Source organism: Azospirillum sp. B506 (assembly GCF_000333595.1).
In the GTDB taxonomy this organism is placed as follows: Bacteria; Pseudomonadota; Alphaproteobacteria; order Azospirillales; family Azospirillaceae; genus Azospirillum.
Map to the genome: position 1 here is coordinate 1 of NZ_BADK01000715.1, position 20,083 is coordinate 20,083.

Below are 20,083 nucleotides of genomic sequence, written 5' to 3' on the forward strand. Positions count from 1 at the left end.
GGCTGCCCCCGGTGTTCGGCGCCGCCTCGAATTCGGCGTTTCGGGTACGGCGCTGTTCATGTCGGTGCTGATCCTCGGGGGCATGGCGCTGCAATGGCCGCTCGGCCGGCTGTCCGACCGCTTCGACCGGCGCAGCGTCATCATCGGCCTGTCGGCCACACTGTCGCTGACCAGCCTGGGCATGATCGCCGCCGCCGGGCTGCATCGCCCGCAGGCTCTGCTGCTGGTGGCGCCGCTGTTCGGCGGGCTGGCCTTCACGCTCTATCCGGTCTGCCTTGCCCACACCAACGACTATGTGCGGCGGGAGGACATGGTGTCGGCCAGCGGCGGCCTGATCCTGGCCAATTCGGTCGGCGCCATCATCGGACCGCCCGTGGCGTCGGCGCTGATGACCATGACCGGCCCGGCCGGGCTGTTCAGCTTCATCACCGGCGGAGCGCTATGCGCAACACTCTATGGCCTGTGGAGGACCCGGGTCAGGCCGCCCCTGCCTGCCGAAGCGCAGGCCGCCTTCCGTCCGCTGCCCCAGACGACGCCCACCGTTTCTCCGCTGGATCCGATGAGCGCGCTGAAATCACCTTTGGCACACCAATGATTTTTGGGAATGCTCCGTTCAGGAGTTCGGGATAAGCTGCTGCCCGCTTGAATGCTGGTTGGTGGTTGAATGCCGTTTTCGCGCGAGTCCCGGTGTCCGGAGCCGTCGGACCAGGACAGATCGCAGAGCCTGGATGCCGACCTGTTCGGGGCGCTGGTCCATGCGGTCGCTCAGGACCGCGACCGCGCGGCATTCGCGACGCTTTTCCGCCATTTCGCCCCGAAAATCCTGAATTATTGCCTGAAGCTCGGCGCCGACCGCAGCACGGCGGAGGAATTGGCCCAGGAGGTGATGCTGACGGTCTGGCTGAAGGCGGGCAGCTTCGATCCTGCTCAGGCGACCGTCGGCACCTGGGTGTTCACCATCGCCCGCAACCGCCGCATCGACCGGCTGCGCAAGGAATTGCGCCCAGCCCTCGACCCGGACGATCCGGCGATGACGCCCTCGTCCCAAGTCTCGCCGGAGGACTCCGCCCAGCTGGTCCAGAGCAGCCGACAGCTGCAGGACGCCATCGGTTCCTTGGAGGCGAAGCAATCCGAAGTGCTGCGCCGGTCGTATTTCCTGGAACAGACCCATGAAGAGATCGCCGAGGACACGGAGGTGCCCTTGGGAACGGTCAAGACGCGGCTGCGCCTCGCGCTCGGCCATTTGAAACGCAGCATGAGGAACAAGGCGTGACGGTGCCGTTCCACCATCCGGACGAGCAGCTTCTGATCGGCTATGCCAGCGGGCAGGAGCGGGCCGGAAAGTCACTGCTGGTGGCGACCCATCTCGCCCACTGCCCGGATTGCCGCCGCCGCGTTTCCACCTACGAATCCTTGTGCGGCAGCTGGTTCGAGGAGCTGCCCGGCGACGATCATGCTGGCGTGGATGCGCTGCTCGACCGGATGGACGGCCTGCTCACCGCCACTCTGGCGCCGGCGGAGATGAAACCGGCCGGTCTATCCTCCGCCAATCCCGCCTCCGCCAATCCGGGATGCGGCCCGCTGGTGCCGGAGCCGCTGCGCAGCTGGCTGCCGGAGGCGATCGACACGCCGACCGATGACGGGTCCTGGCGGAAGATTTCCACGGGAGTCTGGCTGTCGGACTGGGAACGCACCCTATCCGGTACGAGGATCTGCCTGCTGCGCATGGCATCGGGTGCGCCGGTGCCCGCGCATCGCCACACCGCCGACGAATTGCTGCTGGTCCTGCGCGGCGCGTTCAGCGACGAATATGGCCACTATGCCGTTGGCGACGTCGCCCAATATGGCGCCGACACTGACCATCATGCGTGCGGTGCCAGCGAGGAAGACTGCATCTGCCTCTTCCTGCTGGACGGCGACCTGATCTTCCTCGGCGAGGACGGGCATCCGCTTTAGCCGACGAGATCCTGATATTCCGGATGCCGCTTGATGTAGGCCGCGATGAAGCTGCAGAGCGGCAAGACCTTCAGGCCCCTGGCCCTGATGTCGTCCAGCGTACCCTTCGCCAGTTCCGACCCCACCCCCTGGCCGGTCAGCGCGCCCGGCACCTGGGTGTGGGTCAGGGCAATCCTGCCCTCGCGCATGTCGTAGGTCACCAGCGCGGTGGAGCCATCCACGGTCAGCTCGTAGCGGCCGAGATCTTCGTTGTTCCGCACCGTTTCATGCAAGCTCATGGTGTCTTTCGCCTTCGCTGATTGCAGGACCGTCAGCCGACCATCAGGGATTCCGCCCCATCGATCCAGACCGGCGTGCCGGTGATGTGCCTGGCCCGCTCCGACGCCAGGAACAGCGCAAGCTCCGCCACGTCGAAGCTGTCGCCGGACCTGCCGCCGGTCAAGGGCACCTTGCCCTGCGAATACTCGATTGGGACCTGCACAGATTCAAGGTTCCACTTCCGGGTATTGTCGGGAATTTCCGTTTCGATGATGCCGGGACAGATGGCATTGACGCGGATGCGGCTCGGCGCCAGTTCCAGCGGCAGCATCTTCACCATGGCGAGTTGGGCCGCCTTGGTGCAGGAATAGGCGGTGGCGCCGGTGTTGCTGAACACCCGTGTGCCATTGATCTAGGCGGTGACGATCACCGACCCGCCGCCAGCCGTCTTCAGATGCGGAACCGCGTGGTGCAGCGTCAGGTAGGCGGCCCGCCGGTTACGACGCCGTCCGTCAGCGGAGATGCCCGGATCCATGGTTTTTCGGAGAGTGCCGATGCCGTCTCAGGCCCAGACTGAAGTGGTTCCGTCCAATCCTGTCCAATATGCGCGCCAGGGGAATATCGGTGTCATCACCGTCGATTACCCGCCGGTCAATGCCATCGGCCATGGCGTGCGCAGCGGGCTGGTCGCGGCGCTGGAAGCCGGGCTGGCCGACGACGGAGCCGGCGTGCTGCTGATCGTCTGTGCCGGCCGCAGCTTCATGGCGGGGGCCGACATCCGGGAGTTCGGCAAGCCCTCCGCACCGCCGACCCTGCCGGAGGTGGTGGCGCGTCTCGACACCGCGACCAAACCGGTGATCGCCGCCATCCATGGCACGGCACTGGGCGGCGGACTGGAGGTGGCGCTGGCCTGCCATGTCCGCGTCGCTCTGAAATCGGCCCGGCTCGGCTTGCCGGAGGTGAAGTTGGGCCTGCTGCCGGGCGCCGGCGGCACGCAGCGGCTGCCGCGTCTGGTCGGCCCGGCCAAGGCTCTGGACATGATCCTGTCCGGCGATCCTGTCAGTGCCGGGGAGGCCCTTTCGCTCGGCCTCGTCGATGCGGTTGAAGACGGCGGCTCGCCGATGGACGCCGGACTGCGCGCCGCCGAACGGCTGCTCGCCGATGGCAGCCTGCCGCAGCCGGTCAGCGCCCGCACCGACCGCATCGCCGGCACCGATCCCGCCCTGTTCACGGCGAGGCGGGCCGAGCTTGCCAGAGGCCAGCCGCACCTGTTCTCCCCCCATCGCATCGTCGATGCGGTCGAGGCCGCCGTCACCCTCCCCTTCGCTGAGGGCGCCGCGCGCGAGCGGGACCTGTTCCTGGCCTGCCTGGACTCGCCCCAGCGCGCCGGCCTGATCCACGCCTTCTTCGCCGAGCGCGAGGTGGCGAAGGTTCCCGGCCTGCCGGCCGATACGCCGACGCGCGACATCCGCAAGGTCGGCGTGGTCGGTGCCGGCACCATGGGCGGCGGCATCGCCATGTGCTTCGCCAATGCCGGCATCCCGGTGGTGCTGGTCGACAGCGCGCCGGAGGGGCTGGAGCGCGGCATCGCCGCCATCCGCCGCACTTACGACGCGACCGCCCGCAAAGGCCGCCTGACCGCAGCGCAGGTGGAAGAGCGGATGGCACTGATCCACCCCACCCTGTCCTATGGGGAGCTTGCCGACGCCGATCTGGTGGTGGAGGCGGCGTTCGAGAGCATGGAGATCAAGCAGACCATTTTCCGGACGCTGGACGAAATCTGCAAACCCGGCGCGATCCTGGCGACGAACACCTCGACGCTCGATGTCGATGCCATCGCCGCGGCGACCGGCCGGCCGCAGGACGTGCTGGGCATGCATTTCTTCAGCCCGGCCAACGTCATGCGCCTGCTGGAGGTTGTACGCGGCGCCAAGACCTCCGCCCCGGTGCTGGCGACGGCGATGGCTCTGGCGCGCCGGATCGGCAAGGTCGGAGTGGCAGTCGGCGTCTGCCACGGCTTCGTCGGCAACCGCATCCTGCACCAGCGCGGCCGGGAATCGATGGCCCTGGTCGAGGAGGGCGCCAGCCCCGAGCAGGTTGACCGCGTGTTGACCGAATTCGGATTCCCGCTCGGCCATTTCTCGATGACCGACCTTGCCGGCATCGATGTCGGCTGGCGCATCCGTGAGGAACGGCGCAAGGCCGGCGATCCGGAGGCACAGGCGCCGGATTGGCTCGACATACTGGCGGAGCGCGGCCGCTACGGGCAGAAGACCTCGGCCGGCGTCTACCGCTACGACTCCGGCAGCCGCACCCCGATCCCCGATCCGGAGGTAACGGCGGTGATCGAGGAGGACCGTCGCCGCCGCGGCATCGCCCCGCGCCCGGTCAGCAACGAGGAGATCCGCGAGCGTTGCCTCTATGCGATGGTGAACGAGGCGGCCAAGATCCTGGAGGAGGGCATTGCCGCCCGCCCGGTCGACATCGATGCCATCTGGCTGCACGGCTACGGCTTCCCGTCCTGGCGCGGCGGCCTTCTGTTCTGGGCCAACCAGGAGGGATTGGGCCGGATCGCCGAAGCGGTCCAACGTTACCACCGTGGCATCGGCGGCCCGCAGTGGCATCCGTCGGCTTTGCTTCTGCAATGCGCGGCGGCCGGACGGCCCATTGGATGCTGAATCCGGAATGTGAATTACAAATCGGAAACTTGTTTCCGTTACTGATTGTTAGGAATCTTCCCTATACTCTTCCATCAGGGACGCTCCATCGTCCACCCGACCGGCCCCCCAGCCGGCTGGGGCGACGGAGCCGACCTGCACGAGGAACCCGGGCTTCACCGAAGGGGAGCAGCATGAAGGACATCACCGTCGCAGCCACCGACTGGGGTCTCCACGCCGTCGCCTGCAGCGGCCTTTGCGATGCTTCGCCGTCCGTATGGCTCGGGACTTTGCGCAGCGCACTGTCCGGTGCCGGCACCAGCCGAAGCCTGTTCCTCGATCTGCGGGAGGTCGGCAATTCTCCCCTGCCGCCGTCCCATCTGGGAGCCTTGGCGTCGGTCATCGTTCAGGCCGGCTTCAGCGCAGTTCTGGTATCGGACCTCCGGCTCGGGCATGCGCTGTGCGACGCGGTTCGCCGCAGCGGTCCGAATGAGAAAACGGCGGCCGGCCTGCGCGTCCTGTCCGCGGAGGGACGTGACCGGGTCGCCATCGCCGCCGCTTATCAGTGGCTGTTGAATGGGCGCGAGCCTGCGGACGCGCTTCTGGTCTCCGACCAACGTTCGTCGGTTCTGGTCTTCCCCGTGACCCCAGTGCAGGGGCGTCCGACCTCCCCCGGTTCGGCCACCCTGCGCCACGCCTCCTGACAGCCAAGTTGTGACCGCCGTGCCGTAACCGCTTTCGTTCCGCAGTCGTCGTCGTCTCAACTGCCTATTCGCCCCGGCCGGACCCCGTCCTGCCGGGGCATTTTATGTGCAGCAGCATGTGCCGGAGAGTCTGCACTCGCCGTCTCCGTTCAGGCGAGCGACGTGTGGGAGCAGACCCAAAGAACCCGGGCATCCTCGGCACCGCCGGACACGCAGGCATGCCCCATCCCGCTGTCGAAATAGCAGGAATCACCCGTCGACAGCGTGAAGGGCGTGTAGAAATCGGTATGGACCGTCACCTCGCCCTCCAGCACATAGAGGAACTCCTCGCCATCATGGCGGGGAAGCTCGCCGAAATCCTCGACGCTACGCGCCTTGATGGTTGTCACCAACGGAACAAGGCGCTTGTTCGGCAGGTCGGCGTTGAGCGCTTCATACCGGTACTGGTCGGTTTCATGCACCATCCCGCCGCCGGCCCGCGTGATGCTGCGGCGCCCCAACGGGGTCGGCTTCGGGGGTTGGCCGAACAGTTCCCCCACCTCGACGCCCAGCCCCGAGGCCAGCGCGGCGATCTTCTCGTAGGTCGGGGACAGTTGACCGTTCTCGATCTTCGACAGGGTCGATACCGAGACGCCGGACCGCTCGCTCAGTTGCTGGAGCGTCAGCCGTGCCGCCGACCGCAGGCGCTTCAACGTCGATGCAAGCATGCTCGCCGCACCCTTTTCCTCCTGCCCATTTCCCTCCTGCCCACGACACTCCCGGCTGTGACCGCTGCGCTGCGAAGACCCGCTCACACTGTTTTTCCTCGACTTGGAACCGCCAGGACCAACCGGCTGCTGGAGTATAGTCGAAATTTTTTCGGATACGAAAAATTTCTGGCGCATGGTCATGTCCGGCGATAGCGTGACGTCTCCCCATGCCCAATCCTTTGCGAGGAGAGCACCGCCTTGACCACCGCCGCCCTGTCCATGCTGTCTCCCGCGGAAACAGCGGAACTGCTGCCCTTCGCGCCCTTGTGTGACGCCATCGCCACGGCGGCTGTCGACTATGCCGCTGGCCGGATCCACAGCCCGGAACGGCAGGTCCTGCCCCTGGCGCAGAATGGCGTCCTGCTGTCCATGCCGGCGACGGCCGGGGACATCGGCATCCACAAGCTGGTCAATGTCTGCCCGGCCAATGGGGCGCTCGGGCTGCCGACCATCCATGGCGTGGTGGCCGCTTATGATGCCGCGACGGGTGCGCCGCTGGCGATCCTCGATGGACCGACGGTCACCGGCCGCCGTACCGCCGCCGTGTCGATGCTTGCGATCCGGACCCTTGCCCGCCGTCCGCCACGGCGGGTCGCCCTGATCGGCACCGGCAAGCAGGCCGCCTACCATGTTGAAGCGCTGGCGGCTCTCTATCCCGAGCTTCAGGTCGATGTTCACGGCCGCACCGACGGGTCGGCACGCTCTTTCTGCCAACGCTTCGCCACGGTGGGGATCGACCTGCATCCGATGTCCGGAGCCGTCGATGCCGCGGCCGATGTTGTCATCGCGCTGACCACCAGTCTCGCGCCGGTCTATGACGAGCCGCCGCGGCCGGACCGGCTGCTGGTTGGCGTCGGGGCCTTCAAACCGGAGATGGCGGAATACGGTCCGGCCTCCATCCATGGCAGCGATGTCTTCATCGACGACCCGGCCGGCGCGCGGCATGAGGCCGGCGACCTGATCCAGGCGGGCTTCGATTGGTCCGCCGGCCGGTCGCTGGCCGATGCACTGGAGGGCCGCGGCGTCTCGGACCGGCCCCGCCTGTTCAAGAGTGTCGGTTGCGCCGCCTGGGACCTCGCCGCGGCACGCTGCGCCCTGGCAGCACGTCAGGCACGGTAACGTTACGACCGGCCCCCTGGCTGGCCTGCGCACACTGGCGTTGGCCGGCAACTTCCGCCGGCATTGTGCGCAGGCCAGCCAGGATGACACCCTCGTCTTCGTCCGCACCGGAACAATCGTCCGGAGATCGCGGACGGCCGATCAGAGTCCTTTTCCTTGATCAACCCGCTGCTTCCGCAGGCTGCCGGGCACGCCCTGTCATGGCGTGGCATGGCATGGCATGGCATGGCGTCAAAAAATTGATCATAGGTTGTAGAATCGCAGGTGCACGATCCCTGCAATGCTGCCACCATGATCGATGGCCAAGCTGTTGCAATATTGCTGGCTGTATATGTTATCTGTTATTATATCCACTAAATTTTCTGGGTTGTCGCTCCGCCTCCGACAAAATTCTACACTATTGACGTTCGCATCGAATCATGTTCACCTAAAATCTACTAGATTTATGGAGATAAAGGAATACCGCCATGCCACAGCCAGGACGCTCCAGTCGCCGTGCCTTCGCGGCGATCGCCGCATTGGTGATGGGGGTACTGATGATGTCGGCAACCGCGGCCCCTGCTGCGGCCGAAGGGCGCATCCGCATCGCCGAGCAATATGGCCTGGGGTATCTGCCGCTCCACGTCCTGCGCCACAACCAGCTGATCGAGAAGCATGGCAAGGCGTTGGGCATCGACATCGCCGTGGACTGGGTCCAGCTCTCCGGCGGGGCAGCGATGAACGACGCCCTGCTGTCCGGCAGCATCGATCTGGGCTCCGCCGGTGTCGGCCCGCTGCTGACCATCTGGGATCGCACCAGGGGCAGCGCCAACGTCAAGGCCATCGCGTCGCTGAACGACATGCCGTTGTTCCTGACCACCAACAATCCGAAAGTCGGGTCGCTGAAGGACTTCACCGACGCCGACAGGATCGCCCTGCCGGCGGTGAAGGTCGGCGTCCAGGCGCGCATCCTGCAAATGGCGGCGGAAAAGGAGTTCGGCCCGGGTAAGTACGACGCGCTCGACAGGCTGACGGTGTCGATGCCCCATCCCGACGCGACGGCGGCCCTGCTGTCGGGCAGCGGCGGCATCACCGCCCACATCTCCAGCCCGCCCTTCCAGTATCAACAGCTGGACGACCCGAAGATCCACAAGGTGATCAGCTCCTATGACGTGCTGGGCGGCCCGCACAGCTTCAACCTGATCTGGAGCAAGCAGTCCTTCCGCGACGGCAATCCGAAGACCTACCAAGCCTTCCTCGACGCGCTGAAGGAAGCGATGGACCTGATCAACGCCAACCATGAGGCGGCGGCCGACGCCTATCTGGCGCAGAACAAGGGCAGCCTGGACAAGGCCTATATCCTGCGCCTGCTGAACGACCCCGACATCCGTTTCACCGTCACGCCCAACCGGACGGAGGCCTTCGCCGACTTCATGCACAAGGTCGGCGCCATCAGGAACAAGCCGGCCTCCTGGAAGGACTATTTCTTCGAGGATCTGCATGACGGCACCGGGAGCTGAGACGATGAACGCGCTGACCTACCCGCACAGCATCGACAGCGACGGCCTGTCCGAACGGCCGCTGCTGGACGTCTCCGGCGTCACCCTGCAATACAAGACGCGCCGCCACCTCGTCACCGCGACCTACCGTGTCGATTTCCAGGTATTCCAATCCGAACGCTATGTCCTGCTGGGGCCGTCGGGCTGCGGCAAATCCTCCCTGCTGAAGGCGGTCGGCGGCTTCCTCCAGCCGGTCGAAGGGACGATCCGCCTGAACGGCCGCAGCGTGACGAAACCCGGACCCGACCGCATGATGGTCTTTCAGGAGTTCGACCAGCTTCCGCCCTGGAAGACGGTCAAGGAGAATGTCATGTTCCCGCTGCTCGCCAGCGGTAAGGCCAAGCGGCGCGAGGCGGCGGAAAAAGCGCTCGACTGCATCGCGCGGGTGAATCTTACGAAGTTCGCCGACGTCCACCCGCACATGCTGTCGGGCGGCATGAAGCAGCGCGTCGCCATCGCGCGCGCCATGGCGATGGAACCCGACATCCTGCTGATGGACGAGCCCTTCGCCGCGCTCGACGCGCTGACCCGCCGCAAGATGCAGGAGGAACTGCTGCAACTGTGGGACGACCTGCGCTTCACCGTGCTGTTCGTCACCCATTCCATCGAGGAGGCGCTGGTCGTCGGTTCGCGCATCCTGGTGCTGTCGCCCCATCCCGGACAGGTGAAGGCGGAGGTCAACTGCGACGGCTACGATCACGGCGCCGTCGGCGGGGCGGAGTTCCAGGCACTCGCCAACCGCATCCACACCATGCTGTTCGCCGAAGATGTCGAAAGCACCGGCCGAGCCACCGGAAAAGGACCAAGCGCATGACCGGCCTGTCCTTCTCCCCGCGTCCGCTTCCCCCCGGCAGCCGGCGCGAACCGCCGCGGCGTCCGGAATATGAGCGCACCGTCACCGTAACCGGCCCCATCGGCGATGTCGCCCGCCCGCTGTCCCTGTGGGAGCGGCTCGGCAACGTCACGGCGCTCCGCCGGTTGCTGGTGCTGGCGGCGGTCGCGGCGCTGTGGCAGGCGGCGGCGGTCTGGCAGAACAACCCGCTGATGTTCCCGACCTTCACCGACACGGTCGCGGCGCTGTGGGACGGCATCCGGCGCGACAATCTGCTGTCGATGGCCTGGACCTCCTTGGCGGTGCTGTTGAAGGGGTACGCGATCGCGCTGGTGCTGGCCGTGCTGCTGACAACGGTCGCCGTCTCCACCCGCATCGGCAACGACCTGCTGTCGACCCTGACCTCCATGTTCAACCCGCTGCCGGCCATCGCCCTGTTGCCCATCGCCATGCTGTGGTTCGGGTTGGGCGAAGTCAGCCTGATCTTCGTGCTGGTCCATGCCGTGCTGTGGCCGCTGGCGCTGAACACCCATGCCGGCTTCACCTCCGTGTCGGAAACCCTGCGGATGGCCGGGCGGAATTACGGGCTGGGCAGCCTGCGCTATGTCGTCACGCTGCTGATCCCCGCCGCCTTCCCGGCGATCCTGACCGGGCTGAAGGTCGGCTGGGCCTTCGCCTGGCGCACGCTGATCGCGGCGGAACTGGTGTTCGGCGTGTCGTCCGGCAAGGGCGGTCTCGGCTGGTTCATCTTCCAGAATCGCAACGAGCTTTACATCGACAAGGTCTTCGCCGGCCTCGTCACCGTCATCCTGATCGGCCTGCTGGTCGAAAACGTCGTCTTCCGCTGGATCGAGGTCCACACGGTCCGCAAATGGGGCATGGTCCGCTAAATGGCTTTCCAAGACATCAACCCGGTGCGCTTCGATTCCAACCTGACGGTCGAGCGCCCGACCTTCGTCACCCATCTGGAATGCGCCTACACCGGCGAACGGTACGAGGCCGACACGATCCACAACCTGTCGCACGCCGGCAAGCCGCTGCTGGTCCGCTACGACCTGAAGGGCGTGAAGCAGGCGCTCACCAAGAGCGCGCTGTCGGAACGCCCGCAGGATCTGTGGCGTTACCGCGAGCTTCTGCCCGTCCGCCGGGTCGAGGACATCGTCAGCCTGGGGGAGGCGGTGACGCCGCTGGTCCCCTTGCCCCGTATCGCCAAGCGCCTGGGTGCCGCCGAGCTGCTGGTGAAGGACGAAGGGCGGCTGCCCACCGATTCCTTCAAGGCGCGCGGGCTGGTGATGGCGGTGTCGATGGCGAAGTCCTTCGGTATCCAGCACATGGCGATGCCGACCAACGGCAATGCCGGGGCGGCGCTCGCCGCCTACGCCACCCGCGCCGGAATCCGCACCACCATCTTCTGCCCGGCCGACACGCCGGAGGTGAATGTGTCGGAGATCGAGCTGCAGGGCGCCACCGTCTACCGCGTCAACGGCCTGATCGACGATTGCGGAAAGATCGTCGGTGAGGGCAAGGCCAAGGTCGGCTGGTTCGACGTTTCCACCCTGAAGGAGCCCTACCGGATCGAGGGCAAGAAGACCATGGGGCTGGAGCTGGCCGAACAGCTGGGCTGGGAGGTACCGGACGTCATCTTCTATCCCACCGGCGGCGGCACCGGCCTGATCGGCATGTGGAAGGCTTTCGACGAGTTGGAGGCCATCGGTTTCATCGGATCGAAACGTCCGCGCATGGTGGCGGTCCAGGCCGCCGGCTGCGCGCCGATGGTCCGCGCCTGGGAACAGGGAGAGGAGCATGCCCCGCGCTGGGAAGATGCCCACACCATTGCCTCCGGCATCCGCGTGCCGCAGGCGGTGGGCGACTTCCTGATCCTGCGCGCCGTGCGCGAGAGCGACGGCTTTGCCATCGCCGTGCCGGACGATGCCATCCAGGCCGCGCTGAACGAGGTGGCGCGGGAGGAGGGCTTCCTGCTCTGTCCGGAAGGGGCTGCGACCTATGCCGCCTACAAACAGGCGCTGGCCGAGGGCCGGGTCGGCAAGGAGGAACGCGCCGTCCTGTTCAATTGCGCCACCGGCCTGAAATACCCGCTGCCGCCGGTCCACCGCACGCTCGACCGCACCCAGCCCATCGACTATTCGCTGTTTCAGGACAGCGGACGATGAGCGGGGTCCGCTACCGCCCCGACCGGCTGGTCGCAACGCTCGACGCCATCCTCCGCCGCAGCGGCAGCGCGGCGGAGGAGGCCGCCATCGTCGCCGCCAATCTGGTTGAGGCCGACGCCCGCGGCCATGCCAGCCACGGCGTCTGCCAGATCGCCGTCTATGCCCGCAGCCTGGAGCTGGGCCATCTCCAGCCCAACCGCCATGCCCGCATCGTCCGCGACGAGGCGCCCTTTCTGGTGGTGGACGGCGATGTCGGCTATGGGCAGGTGATCGCAAAGGAGGCGACCGACCTCGCCATCGAGCGCGCCAGGGCCGGCGGCGCCTGCATCCTGGCGCTGCGCAACGCCCACCATATCGGTCGGGTCGGTTCCTATGGCGAGCAATGCATCGCCGCCGGGTTGATCGGGCTGTTCTTCGTCAATGTGGTCAGCCGGCCGCTGGCGGCTCCCCATGGCGGCGGACGGCCCCGGCTGGGCACCAACCCGGTCTGCATCGCCGTTCCCGGCACGCCGGGCTATGCGCCCTTCCTGCTGGATTTCGCCACCAGCGCCGTCGCCGCCAACAAGTGCCGGGTCGCCGCCTCGCTGGGCAAGGAGGTTGAGGATGGCCTGCTGCTGGACCCGGAGGGCCGGCCGACGCGCGATCCCGGCGTGATGTTCACCGATCCCACCGGGGCCATCCTGCCCTTCGGCGGACATAAGGGCTATGGGCTGGCGCTGGCCTGCGAAATCCTGGCGGGGGCTTTGGCCGGCGGCCTGCCCGCCCTGCCGGATAATCTGCGGCCGGGCCGGGTGGTGAACAACGCGCTCGCCTTCGTCATCGATCCAAACCGGGTCGCCGGCCCGGAATGGCAGACCCTGACCGATGCCGTCCTCGACCATGTCGCCGACACGCCCGCCGCCCCCGGCAGCAACGGCGTTAGCATCCCCGGAGAACCGGAGGCCCTGCACCGCATGGCCGCCATGGACCGCGGCATCGCGCTCGATCCCGACACCGTCGCAGCACTTCATCGCATCGGCGGCGGGCTTGGGTTGGAAATTCAGACGCTGCTGGAGGGATAGCGGGGAACGGGCGGCTTTCCGCCCCCCGCCCCGCCGTCCTCTGCTCCGCCGCCTGCCACCGGTCAGGCGGCGATCCTGTTCCGGAGTTCCCCATCCTCCAGAAACAGCCGCACCGTTTCCGCCGCGTTGCGCCGCATCTCAACGGCCGCCTGATCGGAATGGAAGGCATTGTGCGGCGTCACCACCAGACGCCCGGCCAGCCACTCTTCCCGCGCCCGCCACGCTTCCAGAAGCGGATGGGCGGTGGGCGGCTCGACCGGCAGCACGTCGGTCCCGACCGCGGCCAACCGGCCGCTGCGCAGGGCCGCCGCCAGCGGGTCCAACCCGGCGAACAGTTCGCCGCGCGCGGTGTTGACCAGAATGGCGCCCGGCTTCATCGCCGCCAGGGTGGCATCGTTCAACAGACCGCGCGTCTCGCCGTTCAGCGGGCAATGGAAGGTGACGATGTCGGACTCCGCCAGCAGCTCCTCCAGCCGGCGGACGCGGCGATAGCCGACCGCCTTCTCGTGGCCGGCCGGTTGAAACGGATCATAGCCCAGGATCCGGTAACCGAAGCCCTTCAGCCGGTTCACCACGGCAGTTCCGATCCGCCCGACGCCGACCACGCCGACCGTCGCGGCGCTGGAGCGGTGCAGCGGCGTCAGCGTGTTGGCCTGCCATGTCGCCGTATAGCCGCGGGCGCGGGCATCATGCTCCCACAGGCGGCGCTGCAGCGACAGGATCATGGCGACCGCATGGTCGGCAACCTCCTCCGTCCCGTAATCGGGATTGTTGCAGAACGGAATTCCCGCAGCCTGCAGCGCCGCCACATTGATGCGGTCATAGCCGACACCGAAGCGCACGACGATCCGGCAGCGCTTCAGCCGCTCGACCGTTGCCGGGCCGATGCGCGTGCTCCAGACCAGCAGGGCGTCCAGACGGGCGAGGCGTTCAGGGTCGAGATCCTCCTCCCGGCGACAATCGAGAAAATCGACCTCCGCCAGTCCGTCCAGCACCGCGGCCTCCAGTTCCGGAGGCGGGATCATGTGATCGGTGATTCCGACGACGAACCGCGCTGCTCGCTGCTGCCGCATTCCTGACGCTCCTGGCATTGTTCGGGACCATGACCGCATCCTTCTTCCGACGGTCATGGCATTCAAGCTGCGACCGGATCCTTTCCGATGGAAGGCCCATCGCAAAGCCTGCCCGACCCGACGAGGAAGCCCGACACACCTGAGGACTTCTGCCGGCGGCGGAGAGGTCAAGTCCGGTCGCGCGACACTCTATCTGGAAAATAGGAAATTACCACATTTCCCTGTCGATCCGTCCCGCAACTGGGCCGGCATGCTGCCCGAAACCCGGATTCCCCAGTTGGGAACGGGAAGAGGCAGGGCCGGAATCGTTCAGGATTTCGCAGAAAACGTCGGTCGAGATGAATGCAGTGCTTGACCTTCCTCAATTTTCCTATTTTCCTATAGGGAATAATGAAATTTAGCGCTCTTGGTTTGTTTTATCTCGATGGCCGCATGCGGAAGACCATGCGATCCAACCGCCTCACCAGGAGATCTGTCATGCAGCAATTGAATGAAATCGACCGGATGGTGATGGCCTCGCTCTGCCCATCGGGCGACCTGTTCCTGCCGCTGGACGGCGTGGAGACGGACACCACCGGCGGCAGGACCGGCGACGGTACCGCGGATGGTGCGGCGGATAGCCTGCTTCTCCTCGGTCTCGGCATCGTCTCGGCCATTTTCCTGGCGTCGCTGGCGGCATTGGCCTGACCGGGCCGCCGGCGATCCAAACGCCGTAACGGGCGCCCGGAAAAACGAATCGGACGTCCGAACCGGAGACTTATCATGAACGTGGACAACACGGTCGCCATTCTGCCGGCGGCCAATGGCGGAGCTTTGCCGAATGGCCGCTCCTTGCGATCCAGTCTTCCCCTGCGTTTTTCCACCGCCGCCCTGCTGTGGTTCGCCGCATCCGGGGTGACGGCCCTGTGGCCGGACGCCGCCGATGCCCAGGAGTGGGAGCGGACAGGCGAGTTCGCCAGCCTGCTGGTCGTGGCCGCCGGGCTGCTGGCGCTGGCCACCCCGGTGACCGCACTGCTCCGCCCTGCACCGCGCGGCCGGCTGGCCTCCACCATCGCCGGCCTGTCGGCGTCGGTGCCCTGGTTGATCGCTCTGGCTTTGGCCGTCAGCGGTTGGGAGATCCTCACCGCCAAGCTCAACCTGCTGCCACGCCCCTTCTTCGTACCGCCGCAGGCGCTGCTGGAGGTCTATCTCGACGACTGGCCACGGCTGGTCGACTGTTTCGCCGCTTCGCTGAAGCTGCTGGTCACCGGCTATGCCGTCGGGTCGCTCCTGGGGGTGGTGACGGGGGTCGCCATCGGCTGGTCGCGGGCGGTCGGCTATTGGGTCCATCCGGTCCTGCGGCTGATCGGCCCGCTGCCGGCCACCGCCTGGCTGCCCATCGCTTTCTTCCCTTTCCCCACCAGCTGGAGCGCCAGCGTCTTCCTGATCGCGCTGGCCAGCGGCGTGCCGGTACCATCTCACCTGTCCGGCGTGGCGGGGTCAACAGCGCCTATTACGACATCGCCCGCACGCTGGGGGCCTCGCAACGCTTCCTGGTGCTGAAGGTCGCCGTCCCGGCGGCGATGCCGCATGTCTTCGTCGGGCTGTTCATGGGGCTGGGCGCCGCCTTCGCCGTGCTGGTGGTGGCGGAGATGCTGGGCGTGAAGTCGGGCGTCGGCTGGTACCTGCAATGGGCCCAGGGCTGGGCAGCCTACGGCAACATGTATGCGGCCCTGCTGGTGATGGCGCTGCTCTGTTCGGGTCTGGTGACGTTGCTGTTCCGCGTCCGTGACCGCCTGCTCGCCTGGCAGAAGGGAATGCTGAAATGGTAGCGCTTGAGACCGCCGGTTCCGCCGGCATGACCATCGACGTCCAGGCGGTCAGCCACAGCTTCGAGCTGCATGGGGCACCGCTGCCGGTGCTGGACGGAATCGAGCTTCGGGTGGAGCCGGGCGAGCTGGTCGCCCTGCTGGGGCCGAGCGGCTGCGGTAAATCCACCCTGCTGCGCCTGATCGCCGGGCTGGAACCGCCCAGCCATGGCCGCATCCTGGCCGATGGCCGCCCGATCGCCGGCCCCGACCCGTCGCGGGTCGTCGTCTTCCAGGACCCGACTCTCTATCCCTGGCGCACCGTGCGCGATAATGTCGCCCTGGGGCTGGAGGCACGCGGTCTGCTGCGCTCGCAGGGCCATCGGGTTGACAAGGCGCTGGCGCTCGTCGGGCTGACCGCCTTCGAGAGGGCTTATCCGCACCAGCTGTCCGGCGGCATGGCCCAACGCGCCGCCCTGGCCCGCGCTCTGGTCAACGACCCACGCCTGCTGATCCTCGACGAACCGCTGGGCAAGCTCGACAGCCTGACCCGGCTGGCCATGCAGAGCGAACTGGTCGAGCTGTGGCGCCGGGCCGGCTTCACCGGCCTGCTGGTGACGCACGACATCGAGGAAGCGCTGTTCATGGCGACCCGCGTCATCGTGTTCAGCGGACGCCCGGCCCGCATCAAAGCCGACCTGCCCGTCGACCGACCCTATCCACGCCACCGTGGCGACCCGGTCCTGACCGAGCTGCGCCACCGGATTCTCGAACTGCTCGGCCTGGCCGAGACCTGGTGAGGATGCCCGCCCCATGACCGACACCACCATACTCTCCCCCAACCTGCAGCGCCTGCGCGGCTTCATCGCCGACCTCACCCGACTGGTGGAGGAGCACGGCGACGACGAGGCCGCCGTGCTGCCGGCCGGCCGCAAGCTGCTGGCCGGGCTGATCGCCACCGATGACTGGCTGCCCGACGCCTATGCCCAGCCCGATCCGGTGCATTACCGCCAGTATCTGTTGCATTGCGATCCGTATGAGCGCTTCTCCGTCGTCAGCTTCGTCTGGGGGCCGGGGCAGCGGACGCCGATCCACGACCACACCGTCTGGGGTCTCGTCGGCGTTCTGCGCGGAGCGGAACGCTCGCAACGGTACGACCTCCAGGCGCAGGGCGGCCCGCCGGTGGCCTTTCCATCCGAGATACTGGACACCGGGGCGGTGGAAGCGGTGTCGCCCCGCATCGGCGACGTTCACGCCATCGCCAACGCCCTGCCCGACCGGCCGTCCATCAGCATCCACGTCTATGGCGGCAACATCGGCGCCATCCGGCGGTCGGTGTTCGACCCGCTGACCGGGCAGCGCAAACCCTTCATCTCCGGCTACGCCAACAGCGCCCTGCCCAACCTGTGGGACCGTTCGCAGCCCGTCCCCACCGCCGCCTGAGGATCACCAGCCATCATGACCACAGCCACGCCGCTCGCCACTCGTCGCCCCGCCGACATCCGCCGCGCCTGGATCGAGCGCGACGAGGTCGCCCTGCTCGACGCGCGCGAGGAAGGCCCCTATTCGCTGGCCCATCCGCTGTTCGCCGTCTCCGCCCCGCTCAGCCGGGTGGAGTTGCTGGTCTACAACCTGCTGCCGCGGCGCGACGTGCCGATCACCGTCTATGACGACGGCGAGGGCTATGCCGAGCCGGCCGCCCGCCGGCTCCAGGCACTCGGCTACAGCGACGTGACTCTGTTGGACGGCGGGCTGGCCGGCTGGATCGCCGCCGGCTTCGAGGTCTACCGGGACGTCAATGTCCCCAGCAAGGCCTTCGGCGAGTGGGTCGAGCATCACCGCCACACCCCCTCGCTGCCGGCGGCGGAGGTCAAGGCGCTGATCGATGCCGGAGCCGATCTGGTCATCCTCGATGCCCGCCGGTACGAGGAATTCCGCACCATGTCGATTCCCGGCGGCATCAGCGTGCCGGGAGCGGAGCTGGTCAAGCGCGTCCATGACATCGCCCCCAACCCCGACACCCTGGTTGTGGTCAATTGCGCCGGCCGCACCCGTTCTATCATCGGCACCCAGTCGCTGGTGAATGCCGGCATCCCCAACCGGGTCGCCGCCCTGCGCAACGGCACCATCGGCTGGACCCTGGCCAGGCTCGATCTCGACAGCGGGCGGGAAGGGCGCTTCCCCGACATCCTGTCGGCGGCGGGCGAGGACGCCGGGCGCCGGCGTGCCCGCGGGGTCGCCGACCGCGCCGGGGTCGGCCGGATCGACGCCAGGACGCTCGACCGTTTCCGTGGCGACGAGCGGCGCACGCTGCACCTGTTCGACGTGCGCACACCGGAGGAGTATGAAGCCGGTCACCTGCCGGGATTCCGCCATGCCGCCGGCGGGCAGCTGGTCCAGGCGACCGACGAGTATGTCGCGGTGCGCGGCGCCCGCATCGTGCTGGCCGACGATCCGGCCGGAGGCGGCGGCCCGCGCGCCGACATGACGGCGTCCTGGCTGTCGCAACTCGGTTGGGAGGTCCATGTTCTGGAGGGCGACGTGTCTGCCCTTGGCAGCGAGAGCGGCCCCGACCGCCGCATCCTGCCGCCGGTGCCGGAGGTGGGGGCGGAGACCATCGCGCCGCGCGACCTGCTGGCCCTGCTGGAGAATGGCGAGGCGGCGGTGATCGACATCACCCGCAGCCCGCGCTACCGCGCCGGCCATGTTCCGGGGGCGTATTTCTCCACCCGCGCCCGGTTGGCCGGCCTCATCGCCAGCCTGCCCAAGGGTGTGCGGCCGGTGCTGACCTGTGGCGACGGGACTCTGACCCGCTACGCGGTCGCCGACTTCCCTCTCGCCGATTTTCCCGGCCGCCAACGCCCGCTGCTGCTGGAGGGCGGCACCAGGGGCTGGGTCGCCGCCGGCCTGCCGCTCAGCACCGACCTCGACCGGCTGGGGGGTGAACCCGACGACATCTACAAGCGCCCCTACGAGGGCACCGACAACAGCGCCGCCGCCATGCAGGGCTACATCGACTGGGAGCTGGAACTGGTCGATCAGCTGAAGCGCGACGGCGCCCACAATTTCCACGTCATCTGACGGAGCCCGCCATGACCGTGTTCTCCCATCCGCTCCGGCCGTTGTCGCGCCGCCATGCCCTCGGCCTCGGCTTGGGCGCACTCGCCGCCGGAACCGTGCCGCTTCGTCGGGCGCAGGCAGCGATTCCCGCCGGCACCGTGCTGAAGGTCGGCGACCAGAAAGGCGGCGTGCAGTCGGTGATGGAGGCTGCCGGGCTTCTGTCCGACCTGCCCTATCGCATCGAGTGGAGCCAGTTCCCGGCCGCCGCACCGCTGCTGGAGGCGCTGAACGCCGGCGCCATCGAGACCGGCTATGCCGGCGACGCGCCGACCACCTTCGCGCTGGCCGCCGGCACCGCGGCGAAGATCATCGGCGCGGTGCGCTCCAACCCGCAGAGCACGACCATCCTGGTGCCGGGCACATCGGCCATCCGCAGCGTCGCCGACCTGAAAGGCAGGACCATCGGCACCGGGCGCGGCTCCATCGGCCATTACCTCGTGCTGGCGGCGCTGAAGGCGAACGGCCTGAAGCCTGACGATGTGAAGATCGCCTTCCTGCTGCCCTCGGATGCCAAGTCGGCGCTTGCCGCCGGGTCCATCGACGCCTGGTCGACCTGGGGCATCTATGTGTCGCAGGCGCTGCTGGTGGATGGCGCCCGCGCGGTGGTCACCGGAAGCGGGCTGATGAGCGGCCTGTCTTATCACTCCGCCACGCTGGAGGCCATCGCGGCCAAGCGCGAGGCGTTGGCCGACCTGATCCGCCGCACCGCCGCCGCCCGGCTCTGGGCGTTGGAGAACAGCACCGCCTTTGCCGACATCTGGGCCAAGGCGGTCGGCGTCGATCCCGCCATCGCACGCCACACCTTCGGTGTCGAACGGGTTCGGCCGGTCCCCATCGATGGCTCCGTCATTGCCGACCAGCAGGCCACCTCCGATGTCTGGCGGGAGTTCGGCATCATCCCGAAGCGGTTGGACGCGGCGGTGATCTTCGATGCCGGCTTCAACAGCGCGCTGCCGGCCTGACGGAGCGGTGCCGAGGAGGCGGAAATTCTCCCCACCAACCTCGACATGGATGTGCTGCGGGCCCTGGTGATCGCCATGGAGCATGGCGGTTTCGCC

General features: G+C 67.5%; 23 protein-coding genes. 18 read left to right on the plus strand and 5 right to left on the minus strand.

The genetic code is table 11. The features are described from left to right. The 3 genes from I71_RS21325 to I71_RS21335 all read left to right on the plus strand — a co-directional run. Positions 1 to 595: MFS transporter (locus tag I71_RS21325; RefSeq protein ID WP_042697803.1), on the plus strand; the 595-nt coding region annotated here is incomplete at its 5' end. Between the two features lie 69 nt (positions 596 to 664). After that, complete coding sequence (locus tag I71_RS21330) at positions 665 to 1,273, plus strand: sigma-70 family RNA polymerase sigma factor (protein WP_042697806.1); 609 nt, start codon at positions 665 to 667, stop codon at positions 1,271 to 1,273. Next, positions 1,270 to 1,956 (plus strand): ChrR family anti-sigma-E factor, encoded by a 687-nt coding sequence (locus tag I71_RS21335; protein ID WP_042697809.1) that lies wholly within the window; start codon positions 1,270 to 1,272, stop codon positions 1,954 to 1,956. The genes I71_RS21330 and I71_RS21335 overlap by 4 nt, the downstream gene beginning before the upstream one ends. On the opposite strand, the gene I71_RS21340 is transcribed toward I71_RS21335, so the two are convergent. Genes I71_RS21340 through I71_RS40640 form a run of 3 tightly spaced genes read right to left on the minus strand, consistent with a single transcriptional unit; the run spans position 1,953 to position 2,749 of the window. Then, entirely contained in the window at positions 1,953 to 2,234 is a 282-nt protein-coding gene (locus I71_RS21340) for a GNAT family N-acetyltransferase (protein ID WP_042697810.1), read from the minus strand. The two genes, I71_RS21335 and I71_RS21340, sit on opposite strands and share 4 nt — an antisense overlap. A gap of 32 nt (positions 2,235 to 2,266) precedes the next feature. Further along, positions 2,267 to 2,611: an SDR family oxidoreductase gene (locus I71_RS21345; protein WP_244433967.1), complete on the minus strand. Its 345-nt coding sequence runs from the start codon at positions 2,609 to 2,611 to the stop codon at positions 2,267 to 2,269. 15 nt (positions 2,612 to 2,626) lie between these two features. Beyond that, positions 2,627 to 2,749: a hypothetical protein gene (locus tag I71_RS40640; protein WP_280109904.1), complete on the minus strand. Its 123-nt coding sequence runs from the start codon at positions 2,747 to 2,749 to the stop codon at positions 2,627 to 2,629. Positions 2,750 to 2,768: 19 nt separating this feature from the next. Between I71_RS40640 and I71_RS21350 the strand changes: the two genes are divergently transcribed. Next, on the plus strand, positions 2,769 to 4,892 hold the full coding sequence (locus I71_RS21350) for a 3-hydroxyacyl-CoA dehydrogenase NAD-binding domain-containing protein (protein ID WP_042697813.1): 2,124 nt from the start codon (positions 2,769 to 2,771) through the stop codon (positions 4,890 to 4,892). A gap of 173 nt (positions 4,893 to 5,065) precedes the next feature. Next, positions 5,066 to 5,575, plus strand: a complete 510-nt coding sequence (locus I71_RS21355; RefSeq protein WP_042697816.1) for a hypothetical protein — start codon at positions 5,066 to 5,068, stop codon at positions 5,573 to 5,575. Positions 5,576 to 5,724: 149 nt separating this feature from the next. Here the strand turns inward: I71_RS21355 and I71_RS21360 are convergent, their stop codons facing one another. Beyond that, complete coding sequence (locus tag I71_RS21360) at positions 5,725 to 6,282, minus strand: helix-turn-helix domain-containing protein (RefSeq protein WP_042697819.1); 558 nt, start codon at positions 6,280 to 6,282, stop codon at positions 5,725 to 5,727. A gap of 240 nt (positions 6,283 to 6,522) precedes the next feature. Here I71_RS21360 and lhpI point away from each other — a divergent pair, with 240 nt between their 5' ends. From lhpI to I71_RS21390, 6 genes are all read left to right on the plus strand, one after another. Next, entirely contained in the window at positions 6,523 to 7,443 is a 921-nt protein-coding gene (gene lhpI, locus I71_RS21365; protein WP_244433968.1) for a bifunctional Delta(1)-pyrroline-2-carboxylate/Delta(1)-piperideine-2-carboxylate reductase, read from the plus strand. A gap of 467 nt (positions 7,444 to 7,910) precedes the next feature. Beyond that, positions 7,911 to 8,942, plus strand: a complete 1,032-nt coding sequence (locus I71_RS21370) for an ABC transporter substrate-binding protein (protein WP_042697822.1) — start codon at positions 7,911 to 7,913, stop codon at positions 8,940 to 8,942. Continuing rightward, on the plus strand, positions 8,923 to 9,795 hold the full coding sequence (locus I71_RS21375) for an ABC transporter ATP-binding protein (RefSeq protein WP_199902219.1): 873 nt from the start codon (positions 8,923 to 8,925) through the stop codon (positions 9,793 to 9,795). The genes I71_RS21370 and I71_RS21375 overlap by 20 nt, the downstream gene beginning before the upstream one ends. Beyond that, entirely contained in the window at positions 9,792 to 10,703 is a 912-nt protein-coding gene (locus tag I71_RS21380) for an ABC transporter permease (RefSeq protein ID WP_148294318.1), read from the plus strand. The genes I71_RS21375 and I71_RS21380 overlap by 4 nt, the downstream gene beginning before the upstream one ends. Then, on the plus strand, positions 10,704 to 11,984 hold the full coding sequence (locus tag I71_RS21385; protein ID WP_244433969.1) for a threonine synthase: 1,281 nt from the start codon (positions 10,704 to 10,706) through the stop codon (positions 11,982 to 11,984). Beyond that, on the plus strand, positions 11,981 to 13,045 hold the full coding sequence (locus I71_RS21390; RefSeq protein ID WP_042697829.1) for a malate/lactate/ureidoglycolate dehydrogenase: 1,065 nt from the start codon (positions 11,981 to 11,983) through the stop codon (positions 13,043 to 13,045). Before I71_RS21385 ends, I71_RS21390 begins: the two co-directional genes overlap by 4 nt. Before the next feature lie 62 nt (positions 13,046 to 13,107). Here I71_RS21390 and I71_RS21395 read toward each other — a convergent pair whose 3' ends face one another. Then, positions 13,108 to 14,118, minus strand: coding sequence for a C-terminal binding protein (locus I71_RS21395; RefSeq protein WP_042697832.1), 1,011 nt, complete (start codon positions 14,116 to 14,118; stop codon positions 13,108 to 13,110). A 477-nt stretch (positions 14,119 to 14,595) separates the two neighbouring features. On the opposite strand from I71_RS21395, the gene I71_RS21400 reads away from it, so the two are divergent. The 7 genes from I71_RS21400 to I71_RS21425 all read left to right on the plus strand — a co-directional run bounded on the left by I71_RS21400 (position 14,596) and on the right by I71_RS21425 (position 19,987). Further along, the gene (locus I71_RS21400; protein ID WP_042697835.1) at positions 14,596 to 14,805 is read left to right on the plus strand and encodes a hypothetical protein; all 210 of its coding nucleotides are present in this window, start codon (positions 14,596 to 14,598) and stop codon (positions 14,803 to 14,805) included. Positions 14,806 to 14,880: 75 nt separating this feature from the next. Beyond that, positions 14,881 to 15,660 (plus strand): ABC transporter permease, encoded by a 780-nt coding sequence (locus I71_RS21405; protein WP_244433970.1) that lies wholly within the window; start codon positions 14,881 to 14,883, stop codon positions 15,658 to 15,660. Then, positions 15,654 to 15,929, plus strand: coding sequence for an ABC transporter permease (locus I71_RS40010; RefSeq protein ID WP_244433971.1), 276 nt, complete (start codon positions 15,654 to 15,656; stop codon positions 15,927 to 15,929). The genes I71_RS21405 and I71_RS40010 overlap by 7 nt, the downstream gene beginning before the upstream one ends. Further along, positions 15,923 to 16,705 (plus strand): ABC transporter ATP-binding protein, encoded by a 783-nt coding sequence (locus I71_RS21410; RefSeq protein ID WP_042697839.1) that lies wholly within the window; start codon positions 15,923 to 15,925, stop codon positions 16,703 to 16,705. Before I71_RS40010 ends, I71_RS21410 begins: the two co-directional genes overlap by 7 nt. A 13-nt stretch (positions 16,706 to 16,718) precedes the next feature. Next, a complete protein-coding gene (locus I71_RS21415; RefSeq protein ID WP_042697843.1) occupies positions 16,719 to 17,348 on the plus strand; it encodes a cysteine dioxygenase in 630 nt (209 codons plus the stop codon). 15 nt (positions 17,349 to 17,363) lie between these two features. Then, positions 17,364 to 18,986 carry a rhodanese-like domain-containing protein gene (locus I71_RS21420; protein ID WP_042697846.1) on the plus strand — a complete coding sequence of 541 codons (1,623 nt, stop codon included), beginning with the start codon at positions 17,364 to 17,366 and terminating at the stop codon, positions 18,984 to 18,986. An 11-nt stretch (positions 18,987 to 18,997) separates the two neighbouring features. Beyond that, positions 18,998 to 19,987 carry an ABC transporter substrate-binding protein gene (locus I71_RS21425; protein ID WP_083897296.1) on the plus strand — a complete coding sequence of 330 codons (990 nt, stop codon included), beginning with the start codon at positions 18,998 to 19,000 and terminating at the stop codon, positions 19,985 to 19,987. The last annotated feature ends 96 nt before the right edge of the window (positions 19,988 to 20,083 follow it).

Excerpts from the sequence above, each read along its gene's own strand:
- I71_RS21330 (WP_042697806.1), top strand. The coding sequence starts at position 665 with ATGCCGTTTTCGCGCGAGTCCCGGTGTCCGGAGCCGTCGGACCAGGAC.
- I71_RS21340 (WP_042697810.1), bottom strand. The coding sequence starts at position 2,234 with ATGAGCTTGCATGAAACGGTGCGGAACAACGAAGATCTCGGCCGCTAC.
- I71_RS40640 (WP_280109904.1), bottom strand. The coding sequence starts at position 2,749 with ATGGATCCGGGCATCTCCGCTGACGGACGGCGTCGTAACCGGCGGGCC.
- I71_RS21350 (WP_042697813.1), top strand. The coding sequence starts at position 2,769 with ATGCCGTCTCAGGCCCAGACTGAAGTGGTTCCGTCCAATCCTGTCCAA.
- I71_RS21355 (WP_042697816.1), top strand. The coding sequence starts at position 5,066 with ATGAAGGACATCACCGTCGCAGCCACCGACTGGGGTCTCCACGCCGTC.
- I71_RS21360 (WP_042697819.1), bottom strand. The coding sequence starts at position 6,282 with ATGCTTGCATCGACGTTGAAGCGCCTGCGGTCGGCGGCACGGCTGACG.
- I71_RS21370 (WP_042697822.1), top strand. The coding sequence starts at position 7,911 with ATGCCACAGCCAGGACGCTCCAGTCGCCGTGCCTTCGCGGCGATCGCC.
- I71_RS21375 (WP_199902219.1), top strand. The coding sequence starts at position 8,923 with ATGACGGCACCGGGAGCTGAGACGATGAACGCGCTGACCTACCCGCAC.
- I71_RS21380 (WP_148294318.1), top strand. The coding sequence starts at position 9,792 with ATGACCGGCCTGTCCTTCTCCCCGCGTCCGCTTCCCCCCGGCAGCCGG.
- I71_RS21385 (WP_244433969.1), top strand. The coding sequence starts at position 10,704 with ATGGCTTTCCAAGACATCAACCCGGTGCGCTTCGATTCCAACCTGACG.
- I71_RS21390 (WP_042697829.1), top strand. The coding sequence starts at position 11,981 with ATGAGCGGGGTCCGCTACCGCCCCGACCGGCTGGTCGCAACGCTCGAC.
- I71_RS21395 (WP_042697832.1), bottom strand. The coding sequence starts at position 14,118 with ATGCGGCAGCAGCGAGCAGCGCGGTTCGTCGTCGGAATCACCGATCAC.
- I71_RS21400 (WP_042697835.1), top strand. The coding sequence starts at position 14,596 with ATGCAGCAATTGAATGAAATCGACCGGATGGTGATGGCCTCGCTCTGC.
- I71_RS21405 (WP_244433970.1), top strand. The coding sequence starts at position 14,881 with ATGAACGTGGACAACACGGTCGCCATTCTGCCGGCGGCCAATGGCGGA.
- I71_RS21410 (WP_042697839.1), top strand. The coding sequence starts at position 15,923 with ATGGTAGCGCTTGAGACCGCCGGTTCCGCCGGCATGACCATCGACGTC.
- I71_RS21415 (WP_042697843.1), top strand. The coding sequence starts at position 16,719 with ATGACCGACACCACCATACTCTCCCCCAACCTGCAGCGCCTGCGCGGC.
- I71_RS21420 (WP_042697846.1), top strand. The coding sequence starts at position 17,364 with ATGACCACAGCCACGCCGCTCGCCACTCGTCGCCCCGCCGACATCCGC.
- I71_RS21425 (WP_083897296.1), top strand. The coding sequence starts at position 18,998 with ATGACCGTGTTCTCCCATCCGCTCCGGCCGTTGTCGCGCCGCCATGCC.